The sequence below is a fragment of the Pseudomonas taetrolens genome, assembly GCF_900475285.1.
Lineage (GTDB): Bacteria > Pseudomonadota > Gammaproteobacteria > Pseudomonadales > Pseudomonadaceae > Aquipseudomonas > Aquipseudomonas taetrolens.
This window is the reverse complement of the sequence record NZ_LS483370.1, coordinates 2614088-2628983: the sequence shown is the minus strand read 5'-3', so window position 1 is coordinate 2628983 and position 14896 is coordinate 2614088. Positions and strand designations below refer to the sequence as shown.

General features: G+C 54.7%; 18 protein-coding genes. 15 read left to right on the top strand and 3 right to left on the bottom strand.

Annotated elements, in window-relative coordinates; translation table 11 throughout:
- Positions 1-11 precede the first annotated feature (11 nt).
- Positions 12-1067 carry a linear amide C-N hydrolase gene (locus DQN55_RS12030; protein ID WP_048379621.1) on the top strand — a complete coding sequence of 352 codons (1056 nt, stop codon included), beginning with the start codon at positions 12-14 and terminating at the stop codon, positions 1065-1067.
- A gap of 107 nt (positions 1068-1174) precedes the next feature.
- Here the strand turns inward: DQN55_RS12030 and DQN55_RS12025 are convergent, their stop codons facing one another.
- Positions 1175-2572, bottom strand: a complete 1398-nt coding sequence (locus DQN55_RS12025; RefSeq protein WP_048379622.1) for a glutamate decarboxylase — start codon at positions 2570-2572, stop codon at positions 1175-1177.
- Positions 2573-2741: 169 nt separating this feature from the next.
- Here DQN55_RS12025 and glsA point away from each other — a divergent pair, with 169 nt between their 5' ends.
- Together glsA and DQN55_RS12015 are read left to right on the top strand one after the other, a co-directional pair.
- Complete coding sequence (gene glsA / locus DQN55_RS12020; protein WP_048379624.1) at positions 2742-3686, top strand: glutaminase A; 945 nt, start codon at positions 2742-2744, stop codon at positions 3684-3686.
- A 33-nt stretch (positions 3687-3719) separates the two neighbouring features.
- On the top strand, positions 3720-5246 hold the full coding sequence (locus tag DQN55_RS12015) for an amino acid permease (protein WP_231995577.1): 1527 nt from the start codon (positions 3720-3722) through the stop codon (positions 5244-5246).
- 175 nt (positions 5247-5421) lie between these two features.
- Here the strand turns inward: DQN55_RS12015 and DQN55_RS12010 are convergent, their stop codons facing one another.
- A complete protein-coding gene (locus DQN55_RS12010; RefSeq protein ID WP_048379625.1) occupies positions 5422-6324 on the bottom strand; it encodes a sterol desaturase family protein in 903 nt (300 codons plus the stop codon).
- A gap of 68 nt (positions 6325-6392) precedes the next feature.
- Here DQN55_RS12010 and DQN55_RS12005 point away from each other — a divergent pair, with 68 nt between their 5' ends.
- Complete coding sequence (locus DQN55_RS12005) at positions 6393-7481, top strand: AraC family transcriptional regulator (RefSeq protein WP_197714151.1); 1089 nt, start codon at positions 6393-6395, stop codon at positions 7479-7481.
- Positions 7482-7541: 60 nt separating this feature from the next.
- On the opposite strand, the gene DQN55_RS12000 is transcribed toward DQN55_RS12005, so the two are convergent.
- Positions 7542-7751 carry a hypothetical protein gene (locus DQN55_RS12000; RefSeq protein WP_048379627.1) on the bottom strand — a complete coding sequence of 70 codons (210 nt, stop codon included), beginning with the start codon at positions 7749-7751 and terminating at the stop codon, positions 7542-7544.
- 188 nt (positions 7752-7939) lie between these two features.
- Here DQN55_RS12000 and DQN55_RS11995 point away from each other — a divergent pair, with 188 nt between their 5' ends.
- From DQN55_RS11995 to DQN55_RS11945, 11 genes are all read left to right on the top strand, one after another.
- A complete protein-coding gene (locus tag DQN55_RS11995) occupies positions 7940-8494 on the top strand; it encodes a DsrE family protein (RefSeq protein ID WP_048379630.1) in 555 nt (184 codons plus the stop codon).
- 161 nt (positions 8495-8655) lie between these two features.
- Positions 8656-9141, top strand: a complete 486-nt coding sequence (locus tag DQN55_RS11990) for a hypothetical protein (RefSeq protein WP_126514209.1) — start codon at positions 8656-8658, stop codon at positions 9139-9141.
- A gap of 142 nt (positions 9142-9283) precedes the next feature.
- A complete protein-coding gene (locus tag DQN55_RS11985) occupies positions 9284-9613 on the top strand; it encodes a hypothetical protein (protein ID WP_048379634.1) in 330 nt (109 codons plus the stop codon).
- Positions 9614-9681: 68 nt separating this feature from the next.
- Positions 9682-10455, top strand: a complete 774-nt coding sequence (locus tag DQN55_RS11980; RefSeq protein WP_048379636.1) for a ParA family protein — start codon at positions 9682-9684, stop codon at positions 10453-10455.
- Between the two features lie 102 nt (positions 10456-10557).
- On the top strand, positions 10558-10818 hold the full coding sequence (locus DQN55_RS11975; RefSeq protein WP_048379638.1) for a hypothetical protein: 261 nt from the start codon (positions 10558-10560) through the stop codon (positions 10816-10818).
- A gap of 166 nt (positions 10819-10984) precedes the next feature.
- Positions 10985-11230: a DUF6021 family protein gene (locus DQN55_RS22425; RefSeq protein WP_074702937.1), complete on the top strand. Its 246-nt coding sequence runs from the start codon at positions 10985-10987 to the stop codon at positions 11228-11230.
- Positions 11231-11372: 142 nt separating this feature from the next.
- A complete protein-coding gene (locus tag DQN55_RS22420) occupies positions 11373-11564 on the top strand; it encodes a hypothetical protein (RefSeq protein WP_048379640.1) in 192 nt (63 codons plus the stop codon).
- Between the two features lie 250 nt (positions 11565-11814).
- Positions 11815-12219, top strand: coding sequence for an Ivy family c-type lysozyme inhibitor (locus tag DQN55_RS11960; protein ID WP_231995575.1), 405 nt, complete (start codon positions 11815-11817; stop codon positions 12217-12219).
- 73 nt (positions 12220-12292) lie between these two features.
- Positions 12293-13339, top strand: a complete 1047-nt coding sequence (locus DQN55_RS11955; protein ID WP_048379642.1) for a DMT family transporter — start codon at positions 12293-12295, stop codon at positions 13337-13339.
- Positions 13340-13391: 52 nt separating this feature from the next.
- Entirely contained in the window at positions 13392-13979 is a 588-nt protein-coding gene (locus tag DQN55_RS11950; protein WP_048379644.1) for a DedA family protein, read from the top strand.
- Between the two features lie 195 nt (positions 13980-14174).
- Positions 14175-14723, top strand: coding sequence for a DUF4174 domain-containing protein (locus DQN55_RS11945; RefSeq protein WP_048379646.1), 549 nt, complete (start codon positions 14175-14177; stop codon positions 14721-14723).
- Positions 14724-14896 lie beyond the last annotated feature (173 nt).

Below are 14896 nucleotides of genomic sequence, written 5' to 3'. Positions count from 1 at the left end.
GGAACAATGGAATGAAAAAACAACACACGAAAACCCTTGGTCTGGTACTTGCGGGGCTTCTCTGCTCTGTGCCGATTGCTCATGCCTGCACACGACTGGTTTACCTCGGAGACAATCAGAACGTGATCACGGCGAGGTCCATGGACTGGAAGTCAGATGTGGGGACCAACTTGTGGGTTTTCCCTCAAGGCATGCAGCGCAATGGCGAGGTGGGCGCCGACTCTATCAAGTGGACATCCAGATATGGCAGCGTAATCGCCACCGGCTACGATATTTCCACCACGGACGGGGTAAATGAAGCCGGGCTGTCTGCAAACCTGCTGTGGTTGGTGGAGTCCGAATACCCAACGTTTACCAAAGGCAAACCCGGCTTGAGTATTGCTGCGTGGGCCCAATATGTGCTCGACAACTTCAGCACGGTCGCTGAAGCTGTCGAGGTTCTTAAAACTGAGCCTTTTAATGTAGTGACTGCAGCGGTACCGGGTGAAAGCCGTTTGGCTACGTTACATCTTTCAATGTCGGATGCGTCCGGTGATAGTGCGATTATTGAATATATTGATGGCAAGCAAGTTATTCACCACGATCGCTCTTATCAGGTGATGACTAACTCGCCGGCGTTCGATGCGCAGCTAGCCATGAACGCCTACTGGCAGTCCATTGGTGGAACCGTGATGCTTCCAGGTACGAATCGCTCAGCGGATCGCTTCGCTCGAGCGTCTTTTTATGTGAACGCCGTACCTCAATCACAGGACCCGCGCCAGTCACTGGCCAGTGTGTTCAGTGTCATTCGCAACGTCTCTGTACCCTATGGAATCACGACACCCGGTGAGCCAAATATTTCTTCGACACGATGGCGCTCGGTCATTGATCACAAACAGCGACTGTACTTCTTCGAGTCTGCCATAACGCCCAACACCTTTTGGGTCGATCTTAAGAAACTGGATTTTTCAAAAAATACGGGCGCGATCAAGAAACTGGATCTGGGACCGAATCAAAGCACGATTTTCTCAGGAGAGGTGTCGAGTCAATTTGAAGTGGCTCCCGCTTTTCAATTCGAAGGTGCATAAGGCCAGTTGAAGGGATGAGCGATTTTCCCAATGAAAACCTTTAGTCTGCCCTTGTTACTGCGTTCGGTTATATCACCGGGGCAGTAACAAGGGCAGGGGGAGGGCAATTATCGTCCGCCGTGATTTCCAGCCTCAGCCTCACGGCCTTTAAAGCCGTGAGGCGTATGCTCGTCGAAGAATTTGATATCCCGCTCAAAGTCTGCCAAGAGCAATTTTGCCATGTCGATGGACATTCCCTGCCTTACCAGAATTCGCTGTACCACGATATTTTCCACATTGGCAGGCAAGCTATAAGCAGGTACTAACCAGCCGCGAATGCGCAGTCGATCAGCCAGGTCATAGAGTGAGTAACTGGTATTCGCATCTGGTTTCAAACGCCATGTCAGCGCTGGAATACCCAATTGCGGGTCGCCGTTGTAGAGCATTTCGAAAGGCCCCACCTTGATCAGCTCCCTGGCCAAAAACTGCGCTGTTTCGTAGCATGCTGAATGAATACGCTCATATCCTTCACGGCCAAGCCGCAGAAAATTATAGTATTGCGCAATGATTTGCCCGGCCGGACGGGAGAAGTTCAAGGCGAAGGTTGGCATGTCTCCACCCAGATAGTTCACATGGAAGATCAACCCTTCGGGTAGCTCCTTCGCATCGCGCCATACAACCCAGCCTGCACCCAGCGGGGCAAGCCCGAATTTGTGCCCGGATGTACTTATGGATTTAACTCGCGGTACTCGGAAGTCCCAAAGCACATCGGGCGCACAAAACGGTGCGAGCATCGCACCACTTGCGCCGTCGACGTGAATATCCACACTCAGGCCCGTGCTTTTTTCCAGATTGTCCAGCGCATCCGAGAGCGGTTTTACCGTTTCATACAAACCGGTGAAAGTTTGTCCGAAAGTGGGCACCACCACGATGGTGTTCTCATCGACTCGCTCAAGCATATCTTCAGGGGACATGAACCAATGCCCTTCAGACATAGGCACTTCACGGATTTCTACGTCCCAATAACGGGCAAATTTATGCCAGCAGACTTGCACCGGGCCGCACACCATGTTCGGTGTTGAGGTTGGTTTACCAGCCGCTTTGCGCACGGCACGCCAGCGCCACAACGCAGCCAGACCTCCGAGCATGCAGGCTTCGCTGGAACCTACGGTCGATGTGCCTAGCGTGCTGGATGCATCAGGCGAGTGCCACAGGTCGGCCAACATATGAATACATCTATTTTCCAACTCTGCTGACTGAGGGTATTCATCCTTGTCGATCATGTTCTTGTCGATGGACAAGTCCATGAGTTTATGGACTTCATCCTCTTCCCACGTTTGGCAAAAGGTCGCGAGATTCTGGCGAGAATTACCATCTAGATACAACTCATCGTGAACCAGTTGAAAAACGTCTCGTGCGGATTGCTCAGCCTCGGGAAAACGCTTAGTGACAGCAGCGTGCGCCAGAGTAGAAGAACCAAATACGGGATCCGTGCTCGTGTTGCGTGTCACGCGGTGCAGTGCCATATGAACTCTCCTGGACAAATGGACAACAGCGAAGCCTAACTTCCTTCCTTTACTTCGCTTTGACCAAGCCAGCATAGCCAAGTATTTTGAATGTGCGCCCCCATTTTTAATGGGTGCTCTTTTTCGATCTATAGTCTCTGTTCCTGAACGTATTCATGGAGGAATCGAGATGCAGCAAAAACCCACTACCGTCGACGATGTGGTGAAGCAGGTTTTAAACGAAAGTCACCAACGCTTTTCTGCTAATCACCATGGTAAGAATGCCAGTTACATTCCTTATCTGGCTTCAGTTCCCTCCCATCTTTTTGGTCTCAGCATTATGTTCTGTGATGGCAGTCATGCTGAAATTGGACACAGCGATTACCCCTTTGCTATTGAGTCGATCTCCAAGGTTTTTACCCTTGCCCAAGCGATGGAAGAAGTTGGCCCGCAGACTCTGCGCAGCAAGATTGGGTGCGATCCGACTGGTGAACCATTCAACTCGGTTGTCGCGCTGGAACTGCATAAAGGTCGGCCTCTCAATCCTTTTGTAAACGCCGGCGCTATGGCAACTGTCAGCCTGCTCAATGCTCAAACCTCCCAAGCACGCTGGGATAAAATTCATGCGATTTACAACGCCTTTGCCGGGCGTGAACTTAGCGTCAACGAAGAGGTTTATCAGTCTGAGGCCAGCAGCAATCAGCACAATCGAGGCATCGCCTGGCTACTTAAGAGTTACGGTTATATGTATGCGGAGCCGATGGAAGTGTGTGATGTCTACACCCGACAATGCTCCATTGAAATAACTTGTAATGATTTGGTCTGCATGGGCGTGACATTAGCTAACGGAGGCGTGAACCCAGTCAGCGGAGCGCGAGTCATGGAAGCTAAAAACGTGCCGCAGATTCTTGCCGAAATGATGATGAACGGCTTGTACGACACGACGGGGGACTGGCTGTACAAGGTTGGCTTGCCAGGAAAAAGCGGAGTCGGTGGCGGGATTCTGGCCGTGGTCCCCGGCGTATGTGCCATCGCTGCCTTTTCTCCGCCTTTGGACCCTGCGGGTAATAGCGTGCGCGGTCAGTTGGCTGCCGAACATCTCAGTCGCACGCTCAATCTGAGCCTGCTTCATTAATACGAGTTTGAACCGCTAAGCATGGAGGCAATTATGTCTGGGAATAACGCTAAGACTTATATGTCCTGGCTGACCATTTGTTTCATGATGGTTGCTGCTGTCGCAAGTATCCGCTCACTGCCGAGCATGGCTGTTTATGGGTTAGGCTCGGTTTTTCTTTATGTGATTCCAGCGCTGTTGTTCTTCATTCCTGTTTCCCTTGTCGCGTCTGAGTTGGGAACCGGTTGGAATGGGGGCATTTATGGCTGGGTCCGTCAGGCTTATGGTGATCGTTCCGGTTTCTTCATCATGTGGTTCATGTGGGTCCAGGTGGTGGTTTGGTATCCCATCGTGCTCGGCTTTGGCGCAAGTACGATGGCGTATCTGATTAACCCCGAACTGGCCAAGAGCGGTGTGTTTACCGCTGCTGTGATCATCGTACTCTATTGGTTATCGACGTTTGTGGCTCTGAACGGGCTGAACACCCTGTCCAAGCTGACGTCCTGGTTCATGTTGCTGGGCACTGCCTTGCCTGCTGCACTCTTGGTCCTGCTGGGAGTGGCCTGGTTGGTATTGGGTCATAAGTCTGCGACGCCTCTGACATGGGATGCCCTGATCCCGACGATTTTCGATACACACACCACTGCCAAAGTAGGTTCGCACAACTTGCACCCGGACTTGTGGCGGGAGTTTACTGGGGCGATTACCGGTTTAGTGTTGATTGTCAGTAATTTTCTGGCCTTCGCCGGTATCGAGATGAACGCCATTCACGCCCGCGAATTGCGTAATCCGCAAAAAGAAATGCCGCGCGCCATCCTTCTGGCATTTTTCATGATCCTGTTGGTGTTCATTCCACCCACTGTAGCAATCTCACTGGTGGTGCCAGCAGACTCCACAAGCCTCACTGCCGGAGTAATCCAGGCCTATGCCGCTTTCTTCGAAGGTTTTGGGATGCCGTGGGCAACGCCCATCATGGCCATTCTGCTGATTATCGGCGCTTTGGGTGGGGTTCTGGCATGGACGGCCGGCCCTTCAACAGGGCTTCTGTTCGTCGGTAAGGCCGGTATGCTGCCGCCAGTTTTGCAAAAAGTTAACGCCAAAGGTGTACAGAAGAATATTTTGTACTTGCAGGCCGTGATCGTTACTTTGCTGTCGAGCATCTACATTTTTCTCGACAATGTCTCGAATGCGTTCTGGATGATCAGTGCCATGGCTGCGCTGATGTACCTGATCATTTACGTGTTTATGTTTATGGCCGCAATGAAGTTGCGCAAGACACAACCCGACGTCAAGCGTGGCTATGTGCTCAAAGGGCTGCATGGCTGGTGTTGCCTGGGGCTGTTCTCGACATGTGTGGCGCTGATTTTCGGTTTCATCCCACCGAACAATTTTAGCAGCATGCCTTTTTATGAGTACGCAGGGGTCTTGTTATTGGGGTTGGTCGTGGCTGGTGTACCGCCTTTTATCTTCTACGCCGCGCGCAAACCTTCATGGCAAATGGTGCCCAAGGCTGAGTCGGATCAGTACTCAGCAGCACTTCAAGACCTGCAAAACGCGGACACTAACTCACCGGCGGGGTAATTCCGGGGTGTTGGCGTTCGATTCACTCAATGCTCGGTGCGACGCACTTTGATACGTTCCAATACAGCGATGGTCAATAATCTTCCAAGCCTTGCTCAAGGCTTGGAAGTACCTGCAATACTTGGGATCGATGCATTCGGGGAACTGTTGCAGCATCAATAGGCACTTGGCGGCGTCAAGCCGGGTCACGTTCAGACCTGACCTCACGCTCATGTTCCGGCGGTGCCCACAGGTGTTTCAAGCGTTGCATCACGCTTCCCGGCTGCGCCACGTCGCGCCACATCGCAAGGAATTCGTGGAAGTTGAGGGTCAGCGGATTGTGGCTGTAGACCTGACGCTTGATGCCGTAATCCACGGTTTCCCGTTCTTCCACGTAGGTGCCGAACAGACGGTCGAAGATGATCAGCACACCGCCATAGTTCCTGTCGATATAGCAGTCGTTGCGGCCATGGTGGGCGCGGTGATTACTCGGGGTGTCGAACAGGTACTCCAGCACCGGATGCAGCTTGCCGACGCTCTCGGTGTGGATGAAGAACTGATACACCAGGTTGCAGGCATACAGGATAAACACCACCGCCGGATGTACGCCCAGCAATACCAGCGGCATGAAAAACAGCCACCAGCCGGTGATGGAGTAGAGCATTGACTGGCGCATGGCGGTCGTCATGTTCATGTGCTCGCCGCTGTGGTGCACGACATGAGCGGTCCAGAACCAGCGCACGCGATGGCTGCAGCGATGGAACCAGTAGTAGCAGAACTCGACGCCGAGAAAAATGGGCAGCAGGGTCCAGCCGTTGACGGGAATCGTAAAAAAGCGCTGGTCCCAGAACCAGAATACGGCGGCGCCCACGAATATCACATGGGCTGCCAGTTCGAACAGTTGGTAGCTGCTGCCCAGAGTGAGGTTGGTGAGGATGTCTTTCCAGTAGAACTGCTGGCGCGCCCCGCGTTTGCGCATGATCTGCCATTCAATGGCAAATCCCACCAGAAACAGCGGTGTCATGCCGATCAGCACCACTTGTTTCCACTCGATATGAGCGCCAAACGTGGCTTCCATCCAGACAATCAGATCATTCATGACGCAGCGCTCCAGACACTTGGCCGATACGCTGGATGTTGCCCGCGGCAAAATTGAAAGGCTTGACCGTGTCAGACAATCATTTAACACTTCTCGCCATGCACCCAACTATTGCGCAACAGTCACCCCGGGGCGTTGTCCCCAGCACCTATGTGCGGCTGCTGTATGAATACCTTGAACATCAGGGGGTGGCCGCTGCGGCCTTGCTCGGCGTTGCCGCGCCGCAAACAACGGATCGCGACGCGATGCGTTACCCGGTGTCGGCCTGGCGTGCCCTGCTGGAGCGCGCTGCCGAGTACTTGCAGGACCCTTTGCTGGGGTTGCATCTGGGCCAGACCATCACGCCGGCCCATTTTGGCGTCATGGGTTATGTGTTGCTGGCCTGCCCGAGTCTCGGCGCGGGGCTGGCCCGTGCCTTGCAATATCAACGCCTGCTGTATGACGTCAATCCAATGCGCAGCACTCTGGAGGGCAACGATCTGCTGCTGGAATGGGGGGCGGATCAGGGGCGTCCCGGACCACTGGTGGACGAGTGCGCCATTACGGCGTTGCTGCAACTGACGCGCAACATGACGGGCCGACCTATCGTTGCCAGCGAAATCCGCTTCCTGAACCCGGCCCCGGATGACATTCAGCCTTATCGGGACTGGTTTGGCTGCCCCGTCCTGTTCGACCAGCCGCAAACATCCATCCGTTTTGCCCGGGCACTGCTGGCTTTGCCATTGCGACAGCCGGATCAAGTGCTGTTGAGTATCCTGGAAAGACAAGCTGATGACTTGCTGGCGCAATTACCGTCCAGCGACGATTTCGAGCAGGCGGTTCGGCGCAGCATCGCCCGATTGGTGCGAGAAGGCCAACCGGAGCTGGAGCAAGTCGCTCGTGAGTTGCACGTGTCGGCGCGCACGTTGCATCGTCGACTGGCTGCCGGCGGCATCAATTTCAGAGAGCTGCGCGAGAGCATACGTCAGCGTCAGGCCGAGTACTATCTGGCCGATCCGCGCCTGCAACTGGCTGAAATCGCCCAATTGCTGGGCTACTCCGAGCAAAGTGCATTTACCCGGGCATTCCGACGCTGGAGCGGGCAGACGCCCTATGCTTATCGTCAGCATGTGCTCAGGCCCACCCCAGAATCAGAGGCATCATGCGACAAGGCTTGAGGGGAGGGGGCAGACGTACAGCGGTGTCCGGCTCCGGGCTTAACCGATTCCAGGCAATCGTCAGTGAAGGGTGACAACTCGGCGATTTTCGCCGATGCGGATCCTGTCCAGCGCGCGGTTCAGGGCATCCAGGGCATCGAGCAGGGCTTTCGCTTCAGCTTCTCTTCCCTCTCCCCATAACCGTTCAGCCATCTTGTTCAAGGCCTGAATGGATCGTTCTATATCAGCAGCTGTCGCGGTGGTGGCCTGTGCAGGCGGCTTCTCGGGCATTGTTGAACCTTTTGCGGTACCGGATGGGGAGGCACGCATGGCATGCCTGCCCATTATCCGCGTGACTCTAGAGGATGCAGCGTCCGCGAGCAAATCTGGCAGGTTTATCAGTTTGCCGGGCAACGCCAAGGCTGCACACCTGGATTTCGCTTAACCTAAGTCACTCAATTTGCCAGAGGAATATGTCCATGCATCGTGCAGTAAAAATGCTCTCCTTCGCACTCCTGACCCTGACAAGCAGCCAGTTACTGGCCGAAACCGTTCCCGGATTCTGGACAACGCCCACCATACAAGGCTATGGCAAGATTCATTCGTTGCCCGATGCGGCCTATCAACCCGACAAGGCCGCCACCTATAAAATCGTCTTTGCTCTCACCAAGGGCTCCAAAACCCCGGCAGACGTCAATCCGTCTCTGGATCACGTCGCCCGGACCGTCAATCTTTATGTGGCATCGGGTGTACCGTTGTCCCAGTTGAAGTTTGTCGCCGTCGCCTCAGGTGAAGCCACCACTCTCGCGCTGAATGATGAAGCCTATCGCTCGAGGTATGGCAGTGCCAACCCGAACCTGCCACTGATCGCGGCTTTGCGGCGTGCCGGTGTGGATATCGCTGTTTGTGGTCAGGCTGTTGCAGAACGCCAGTTTGCCTACAGCGAAGTTGATAAGTCTGTCACGACGGCACTCTCGGCGCTGACCACCATCACCACCCTGGAACACAAGGGTTATAGCCTGATGCCGATGTGAAACAGCGCTGACCAGATTTGCCAGCACCCTGTTTCCTTGCCTTGGCATACGGTGCAGAGGAGCTGGCTTGAATATCAGGTGGACACATGGATACACGGCGTTTGGTCTCTGTTTACGGATGGTGGTAAATTGCCATCACTGGACGAGATTGGTGTTGAAAATTGAACAAAATCATTATGTTAGCGCTTACTTCTGTGGCGCTTTCTGGGTGCGATGAAGCAAGGCAAGGCACAGGACCTTTTGGTACGGCCAAAGGAATGAGGGCTCAGGGCTTGCGGCACTTTGCTGTGCTTGAGCATTTATCGACCAAGGATGGCAGGACCACCTACTTATCAAGCCAGGCTCCCGACACTTCAGGGTATGCAGACAGTTACTACTACGTGATCGGTAGCACGACTGGCCTGTGCGCTGTTTCGGCAGCCGTGAATAATGTGAGGACCTCACCAGGCTCAATTTTGCATACGCTGACGGAGAAGTACGGACTGCCTGTAAAGGATGAATCCACGCCCTGGGGTGTTATTTGGTCAGCTGACCAGTACACGCTCGACGAAGACCTGGAGTCGATTCGCGTCGTGTTTTCAGGTGCCGAACCTGAAGTTGGCATCATGATTCAGGCAAATTACATCAGTGCGCAGAGCTGCCGCTGAATGACACCGTCAATCGCTCAGCGCCCGCAGGATCCTTGAGCGAATACCTGAAACATGAGCCTGGCAGGCATTTTGCTGGCCCCCGGAGTTTCATTTGGCTGGCACAGTCGCCGGCTTATCAGAAACTTAGGTAACGGGGTGTATGAGAATCGTCGTCTGCTCACTGGCATCGATACTATTAACGGGCTTTACGCTTTCGGCTCAGGCACGGCACTTGAGTGAAAGTGAGCGCTATATGTGCAGTTGGGGATCAGGAGTCGCCGGGAAGGCGCAATCCAGCAAGTTGTCCGGTGTGTCGCGCTACGCGGTACGCAAACAACTGCAAGCCCAACGATTTCCCAAACAGTGGATGCGCAGGATGGCCCTGGGGATTGCCGAGCAAACCTATGACAGTGAATCGCGTATGAAACCTGAGCGGGTGAAGAGGGTTTATTACGATGATTGCATCCAGCACGAACTGGCGCGTAGATGATGCGATGGACTGTCACAAAAGCTTAACCTGAGCATCGCAAGATACCTGTTTTCCCGGCAGGTATTTCCGTGCGTCGAGCAGTGTTTAATCAGAAGGGCGGTGTCGGTAAATCCAGCATCGCCTGTAACCTTGCCGCCATCAGCGCCGCCGAGGGCTACCGGACACTCTTAGTGGACCTTGATGCCCAAGCCAACTCGACCTGTTATCTGACGGGGCTATCGGGCAATGACACGCCGATGGGGATCGCCGATTTTTTCAAGCTCACCTTGTCCAGTGGCCCGGCCAGCAAGCAAAACCGGGTGAATATCGTAGAAACGGCCTATGACAATTTGCACCTGATTACCGCCAGTGCGGAGCTTTCAGGCTTGCAGTCCAGGCTTGAATCCAAATTTAAAATCAACAAACTTCGTCGCTTGCTGGTTGAACTCTCGGAAGATTACGAGCGCATCTATATCGATACACCGCCGGCGATAAACTTCTATTCCTTGAGTGCGCTGATTGCCGCTGAACGGGTGCTGATTCCTTTTGATTGCGACAGTTTTTCCCGTCAGGCGATTTATAGCGTCATTGCCCAGGTCGCCGAACTGCAGCAGGATCACAACGAGTCGCTGGTCATCGAAGGCATTGTGGTCAATCAGTTCTTGAGCCGGACTCGTTTGCACAGGCAGCTCGTCGAGGAGTTGATTGCTCAGGCGTTACCGGTGCTGCCGGTGTACTTGAACCGCTCCGTGAAGATGCGGGAGTCTCATCAGGCGTTTTCTCCGCTTATCCATCTGGAGCCGCGACACAGGTTGACGTTGCAGTTTGTGGAGCTCTTCAACGCACTGGAGCAAGCGGCTTGACGGGATAATAGAGTCCCCAGCCTTCATCCGGCGCTGCTCGTGTGTGCGTCAAGCAATCCGGGTCTATAGTGAAATTCCCCTGCCTTAGAAAGCGAGAGCACTATGAAACGGTCAGTGATGTTCCTTCTAGCGAGCCTGGTCGCCACTCCACTATTTGCTGCCGATGATTTGTGTACCGTTAACCTGAAAAAGCTGTCTGATTACAAAGCAACTGCCAGCACGCTGGGGCAGCCGCTGCTCGACCAGATCCGCGATACGAGAATCGAGGCACAAAAAGCTCAGGCTGCAGGTGATACCCAGAAGTGCATCAGCCTGACAAACAAAGCGCTGCAGGATGTCGTGAACTCACAAAAGGGTCATTAACATTCGGAGCGGAGCGGCAGCGTCGCTCTGCTCACCCTTTACGCCGGGCATCGTTCAGTGATTCAGGAGGCGATGGTGTCCCATTCGTCGATTGCCCTGCACGATTCAGGTGAAAAGGGCTCCATATTTCGGGAGAGAGGTTTCAAACCAAAATGTGGAGGTGAACATGAGTTCCAAGACCCCGCAAGGGCCACGATCAACGGACCATGGCACGGGGAAGAATGATTCGGGATTCGATCCTGACTCGCCGGATCTCGCAGATCCCCGGCTCGATCCGGCCGGGCCTGCCGTTGCACCTCACAAACCCAGGCCTGATCCTGAGGCCAAAGAGAATGCCTACAGTCCGGATTTCAAATCCCGCCCTGAGCCTAAGCCCCATCACGACGCAGACATCGATACCCCAAGCGGCTGAGTGGAGGCGGGGCAGCAGCGTGTAACCGCGAGCTGTCTGCGGATCAACCACCTGCCATGCGACACTCGGTTCGCACAACGTCGAAAAGCAGGTGTAAGGTGAATCGGACATCCCTGGATTATCTCTACGAAAGGAGATGACTATGAGTGTTCCAGCCCTGACTAAAATGCACATCAATGGCTATGACGTGCTGAAAGTGAATAACGGGCCCTGGAGGGTCTGCACCCATGCTGACCGTCTCGGTTCCTTTGGTTCCCGAGATGAGGCTTTTGCCTACGCTGCATCCCTTCCCACGAGAGTGATACGGGCTGACCGGCCCAGCAATACCCAGTAACGGGTGACAAAACGCTCCTGGCCTCGGCAATTGCCGAGGCTTTTTTATGTCCAGGGTATCGTTACGCGGCTTGCTCATTTACGGCAGGTCCCCGGCGCGGTTTCGGAGCGTTATTTATCGCTTTTCAGGATGATGGTCTATGGTTTCGCTCTTGAGAGCGAGTCACGGGTCAAGGTGAGTGACACGCTTTAAGCAGGGCACTGGCCAGGCATTACGCGTATTTTTTCAAGGAGCAGGGGACATGAGGACAATGGGTTTTTCAAAATCAGGTGCTTTTCTGCTGTTGGTTGCAACCACCGCGTCAGCTGAATCCTACCTATATGAAATAGCCAAGCAGGAACCCTACAAAACAGCCTACAAAGAGATGCTCAGTTTCCCAGAGTGGGTCAGCAACGCTCAAGGGACGTCGACGCCCATCGAGCGTGTAACGGCAGATGGAAAGCGCTACATGCTGGGACACATGTGTAAACCCCACGACTGTGCAGATCATCAGCTAAGTGTCGTGTTCAGCGCAGACGGCAAGCAGTCCTGGGGGCTTCTGGCAACGCGCTCGGCAGATGGAAAAACCTTCTATAAGCAGTTGCTGGGGCATCCCGACCGCGCTGTGGAGGCACTGCTGAACACGTCATTTGCGGATAACAACCCCGAAGACTGATCAACCCGCATCAGCGCGCGTGTTTCGCAGGCTGGGCTAGGCTGCTTGCACGTGCGATACAGAAGTGGGTGAGATGAATACGAGCGTCATTTACGCATTGACGGCCGCTGCGCTGTTTGGTGCAAGTACACCGCTGGCCAAGTTGCTGGGGGCTGAAATCCCTCCTGTGATGCTGGCCGGGTTGCTGTATTTGGGCAGTGGCGTGGGATTGCTGATGGTGCGCTGTATCCGGGATCGTGGCTGGAAAGCTTCCGGATTGCAGGCCAGCGAATGGCCTTGGCTGATGGGTGCGATTGTCTTTGGCGGGGTGCTCGGCCCCGTCGCCCTGATGGCCGGCCTGAGCTTGACCAGTGGCGCGACGGCCTCGCTGATGCTGAACCTCGAACCTGTGCTGACAGCGCTGCTGGCCTGGGTGGTGTTCAAGGAAAATGCTGACCGCAGGATTGTGCTCGGGATGCTGGCGATCATCGTTGGGGGCGTTGTGTTGTCATGGCCGTCGGGGCAGGCGTCGAATGGGTCGCAGTCCTGGCTTGGACCGCTGGCGGTGGCGTTTGCCTGCTTGTGCTGGGCGGTGGACAACAACCTGACCCGCAAGGTGTCGGCTTCGGATGCTCTGTATATCGCAGGTGCCAAAGGGCTGTTCGCCGGGCTGGTGAATTGCACCATAGCCTGGGGGATGGGAGCCGGTTCTGTAAGGCTCGAAGTCTTGAGCCCGACGCTGCTGATTGGTTTTCTCGGCTACGGCGTGAGCCTGGTGCTGTTCGTGCTGGCACTGCGCGGGCTGGGCGCGGCGCGAACTGGCGCGTACTTCTCGACAGCGCCTTTTTTGGGGGCTGCCATTTCCATCATGGTACTGGGCGAATCCGTTTCGCTGCTGTTCTGGCTGGCGGCGGCATTCATGTTGCTTGGGGTATGGCTGCACCTGACCGAGCAGCATGAACACAGTCACCGGCATGTAGCGCAGGAGCACACCCATCGCCACACGCACGATGAACACCACCGGCATGAACATGCAGAGGGTGTAGCCCCAGGCGAACCTCATAGCCACACACACCAGCATCTGCCCATTCAGCATAGTCACCCGCATTTTCCGGATATACATCATCGACACCGGCACTGAAAGCAAATCCGGCACCGGATAATGTCACCTCACAGGGAGCGACAGAGCGCGCATGTTTGAACACATCGACTTCACCCACTTGTTGGCGACCTATGGCTACCTGGCCATATTTGTCGGCTGTTTACTGGAAGGTGAAACCATCCTGATTCTGGGGGGCATGGCGGCTCATCAGCATGTACTCAAACTTCTGCCAGTCATCGGCTACGCGAGCCTGGCAGGCATGCTGGGGGATCAGTTGCTGTTCTGGACTGGCCGTTACTCTGGCGCACGGCTTTTACCAAAGCTGCATAAACAACAGGCCACCATTGACCGCGTCACTCAACTGATCAATCAGCACCCGACGGTGTCGATTTTCTCGGTGCGCTTTTTGTATGGCATGCGCCTGCTTGGCCCGATGGTGATTGGTGCGTCCGGGGTTTCACCCCTGAAATTTGCCAGCATCAATTTTTTGGGCGCCGTCACCTGGGCCACATTGTTTGCCAGCGCAGGCTATTGGTCCGGAGAGTTTCTGGAGGGCATCCTGGGGGACCTTAAACCTTATCGTCTGTCGATCGCGCTGGGGGTTGTCGGGCTAATGCTGGTGCTGGCACTGGTTCGCCACTTCAGGGTGAAAACACGGGCAGCGCTCAAACACCCTTGACGGTCTGGCCATGCCGGCCAGCGACATTTCGACCCGGACGCGGTTGCAAAACATAAACGTGAAAGGCAAAGTCCGGGTACCCGGTTGCATGATGAAACCCTTGGCCTACGCTCTAAATGGCAGGCCTGAGCACAGGATTTCAAGGCGTAGGTATACGCCCAGTGACCTGGCCCGATGATAAAAAAGGAGGTCTGGATGTTTATCCGTTTGTTGATCCTCGCCAGTGTGCTGGTCTGTGGCACGGTGCAGGCTGTTGAAGTTCCAAGCCCTCTCGAACAGGATCGCGGCAAGTTTCGCCCGTTAGTGGTTTTCGCCCGTGCAGACAGTGACCAGACATTGTCCAGCTTGAAAAAAGCCCTGGAAGACCCGGCCAATCGACAGGGGTTCGAAGCACGCAACATGGTGCTTTATACGATTGTCGGCATTACCGGCAAGCGTGATGGCAAAGACCTTGAGCCGCAATCGACCATGTCGCTGATTCGTGGGCTCAAGCCGGGGATGATCATTGATAACAAGGCCAAAGTGATTCTGATCGGCAAGGATGGCGAGAAGAAAAACGAGACAGTGGGCGAGGCCGATCTCAACGCGTTGTTTAAAACCATTGATGAAATGCCGGTGGCTGAGAAAGAAGCCCAGGCCTCCGCAACGGTTGAAACGCCAGACAAGGCCTCTGCGCCAGGCAAAGCAGCTGCGTCAGGCAAGTCAGCCAGGCCCGTGAAACCGGCCAAGCCACTGGAAGACTGACGGCTGCTGAGCGCCGCCCAAAAAAAGGCCCGCTGGGGAGCGGGCCAAATGGGATTCACTAAAGGAGTGGGTTCAATCTAGGCTCATTGATGTGAAAGTGACGTGAAAAGCATGTCGTGAAAACGCAACCCTTCCAATGTGTGCGGTAAAAATAACGCCCAGCTGTAGTGCAA

Excerpts from the sequence above, each read along its gene's own strand:
- DQN55_RS12030 (WP_048379621.1), top strand. The coding sequence starts at position 12 with ATGAAAAAACAACACACGAAAACCCTTGGTCTGGTACTTGCGGGGCTT.
- DQN55_RS12025 (WP_048379622.1), bottom strand. The coding sequence starts at position 2,572 with ATGGCACTGCACCGCGTGACACGCAACACGAGCACGGATCCCGTATTT.
- glsA (WP_048379624.1), top strand. The coding sequence starts at position 2,742 with ATGCAGCAAAAACCCACTACCGTCGACGATGTGGTGAAGCAGGTTTTA.
- DQN55_RS12015 (WP_231995577.1), top strand. The coding sequence starts at position 3,720 with ATGTCTGGGAATAACGCTAAGACTTATATGTCCTGGCTGACCATTTGT.
- DQN55_RS12010 (WP_048379625.1), bottom strand. The coding sequence starts at position 6,324 with ATGAATGATCTGATTGTCTGGATGGAAGCCACGTTTGGCGCTCATATC.
- DQN55_RS12000 (WP_048379627.1), bottom strand. The coding sequence starts at position 7,751 with ATGCCCGAGAAGCCGCCTGCACAGGCCACCACCGCGACAGCTGCTGAT.
- DQN55_RS11995 (WP_048379630.1), top strand. The coding sequence starts at position 7,940 with ATGCATCGTGCAGTAAAAATGCTCTCCTTCGCACTCCTGACCCTGACA.
- DQN55_RS11985 (WP_048379634.1), top strand. The coding sequence starts at position 9,284 with ATGAGAATCGTCGTCTGCTCACTGGCATCGATACTATTAACGGGCTTT.
- DQN55_RS11975 (WP_048379638.1), top strand. The coding sequence starts at position 10,558 with ATGAAACGGTCAGTGATGTTCCTTCTAGCGAGCCTGGTCGCCACTCCA.
- DQN55_RS22425 (WP_074702937.1), top strand. The coding sequence starts at position 10,985 with ATGAGTTCCAAGACCCCGCAAGGGCCACGATCAACGGACCATGGCACG.
- DQN55_RS22420 (WP_048379640.1), top strand. The coding sequence starts at position 11,373 with ATGAGTGTTCCAGCCCTGACTAAAATGCACATCAATGGCTATGACGTG.
- DQN55_RS11960 (WP_231995575.1), top strand. The coding sequence starts at position 11,815 with ATGGGTTTTTCAAAATCAGGTGCTTTTCTGCTGTTGGTTGCAACCACC.
- DQN55_RS11955 (WP_048379642.1), top strand. The coding sequence starts at position 12,293 with ATGAATACGAGCGTCATTTACGCATTGACGGCCGCTGCGCTGTTTGGT.
- DQN55_RS11950 (WP_048379644.1), top strand. The coding sequence starts at position 13,392 with ATGTTTGAACACATCGACTTCACCCACTTGTTGGCGACCTATGGCTAC.
- DQN55_RS11945 (WP_048379646.1), top strand. The coding sequence starts at position 14,175 with ATGTTTATCCGTTTGTTGATCCTCGCCAGTGTGCTGGTCTGTGGCACG.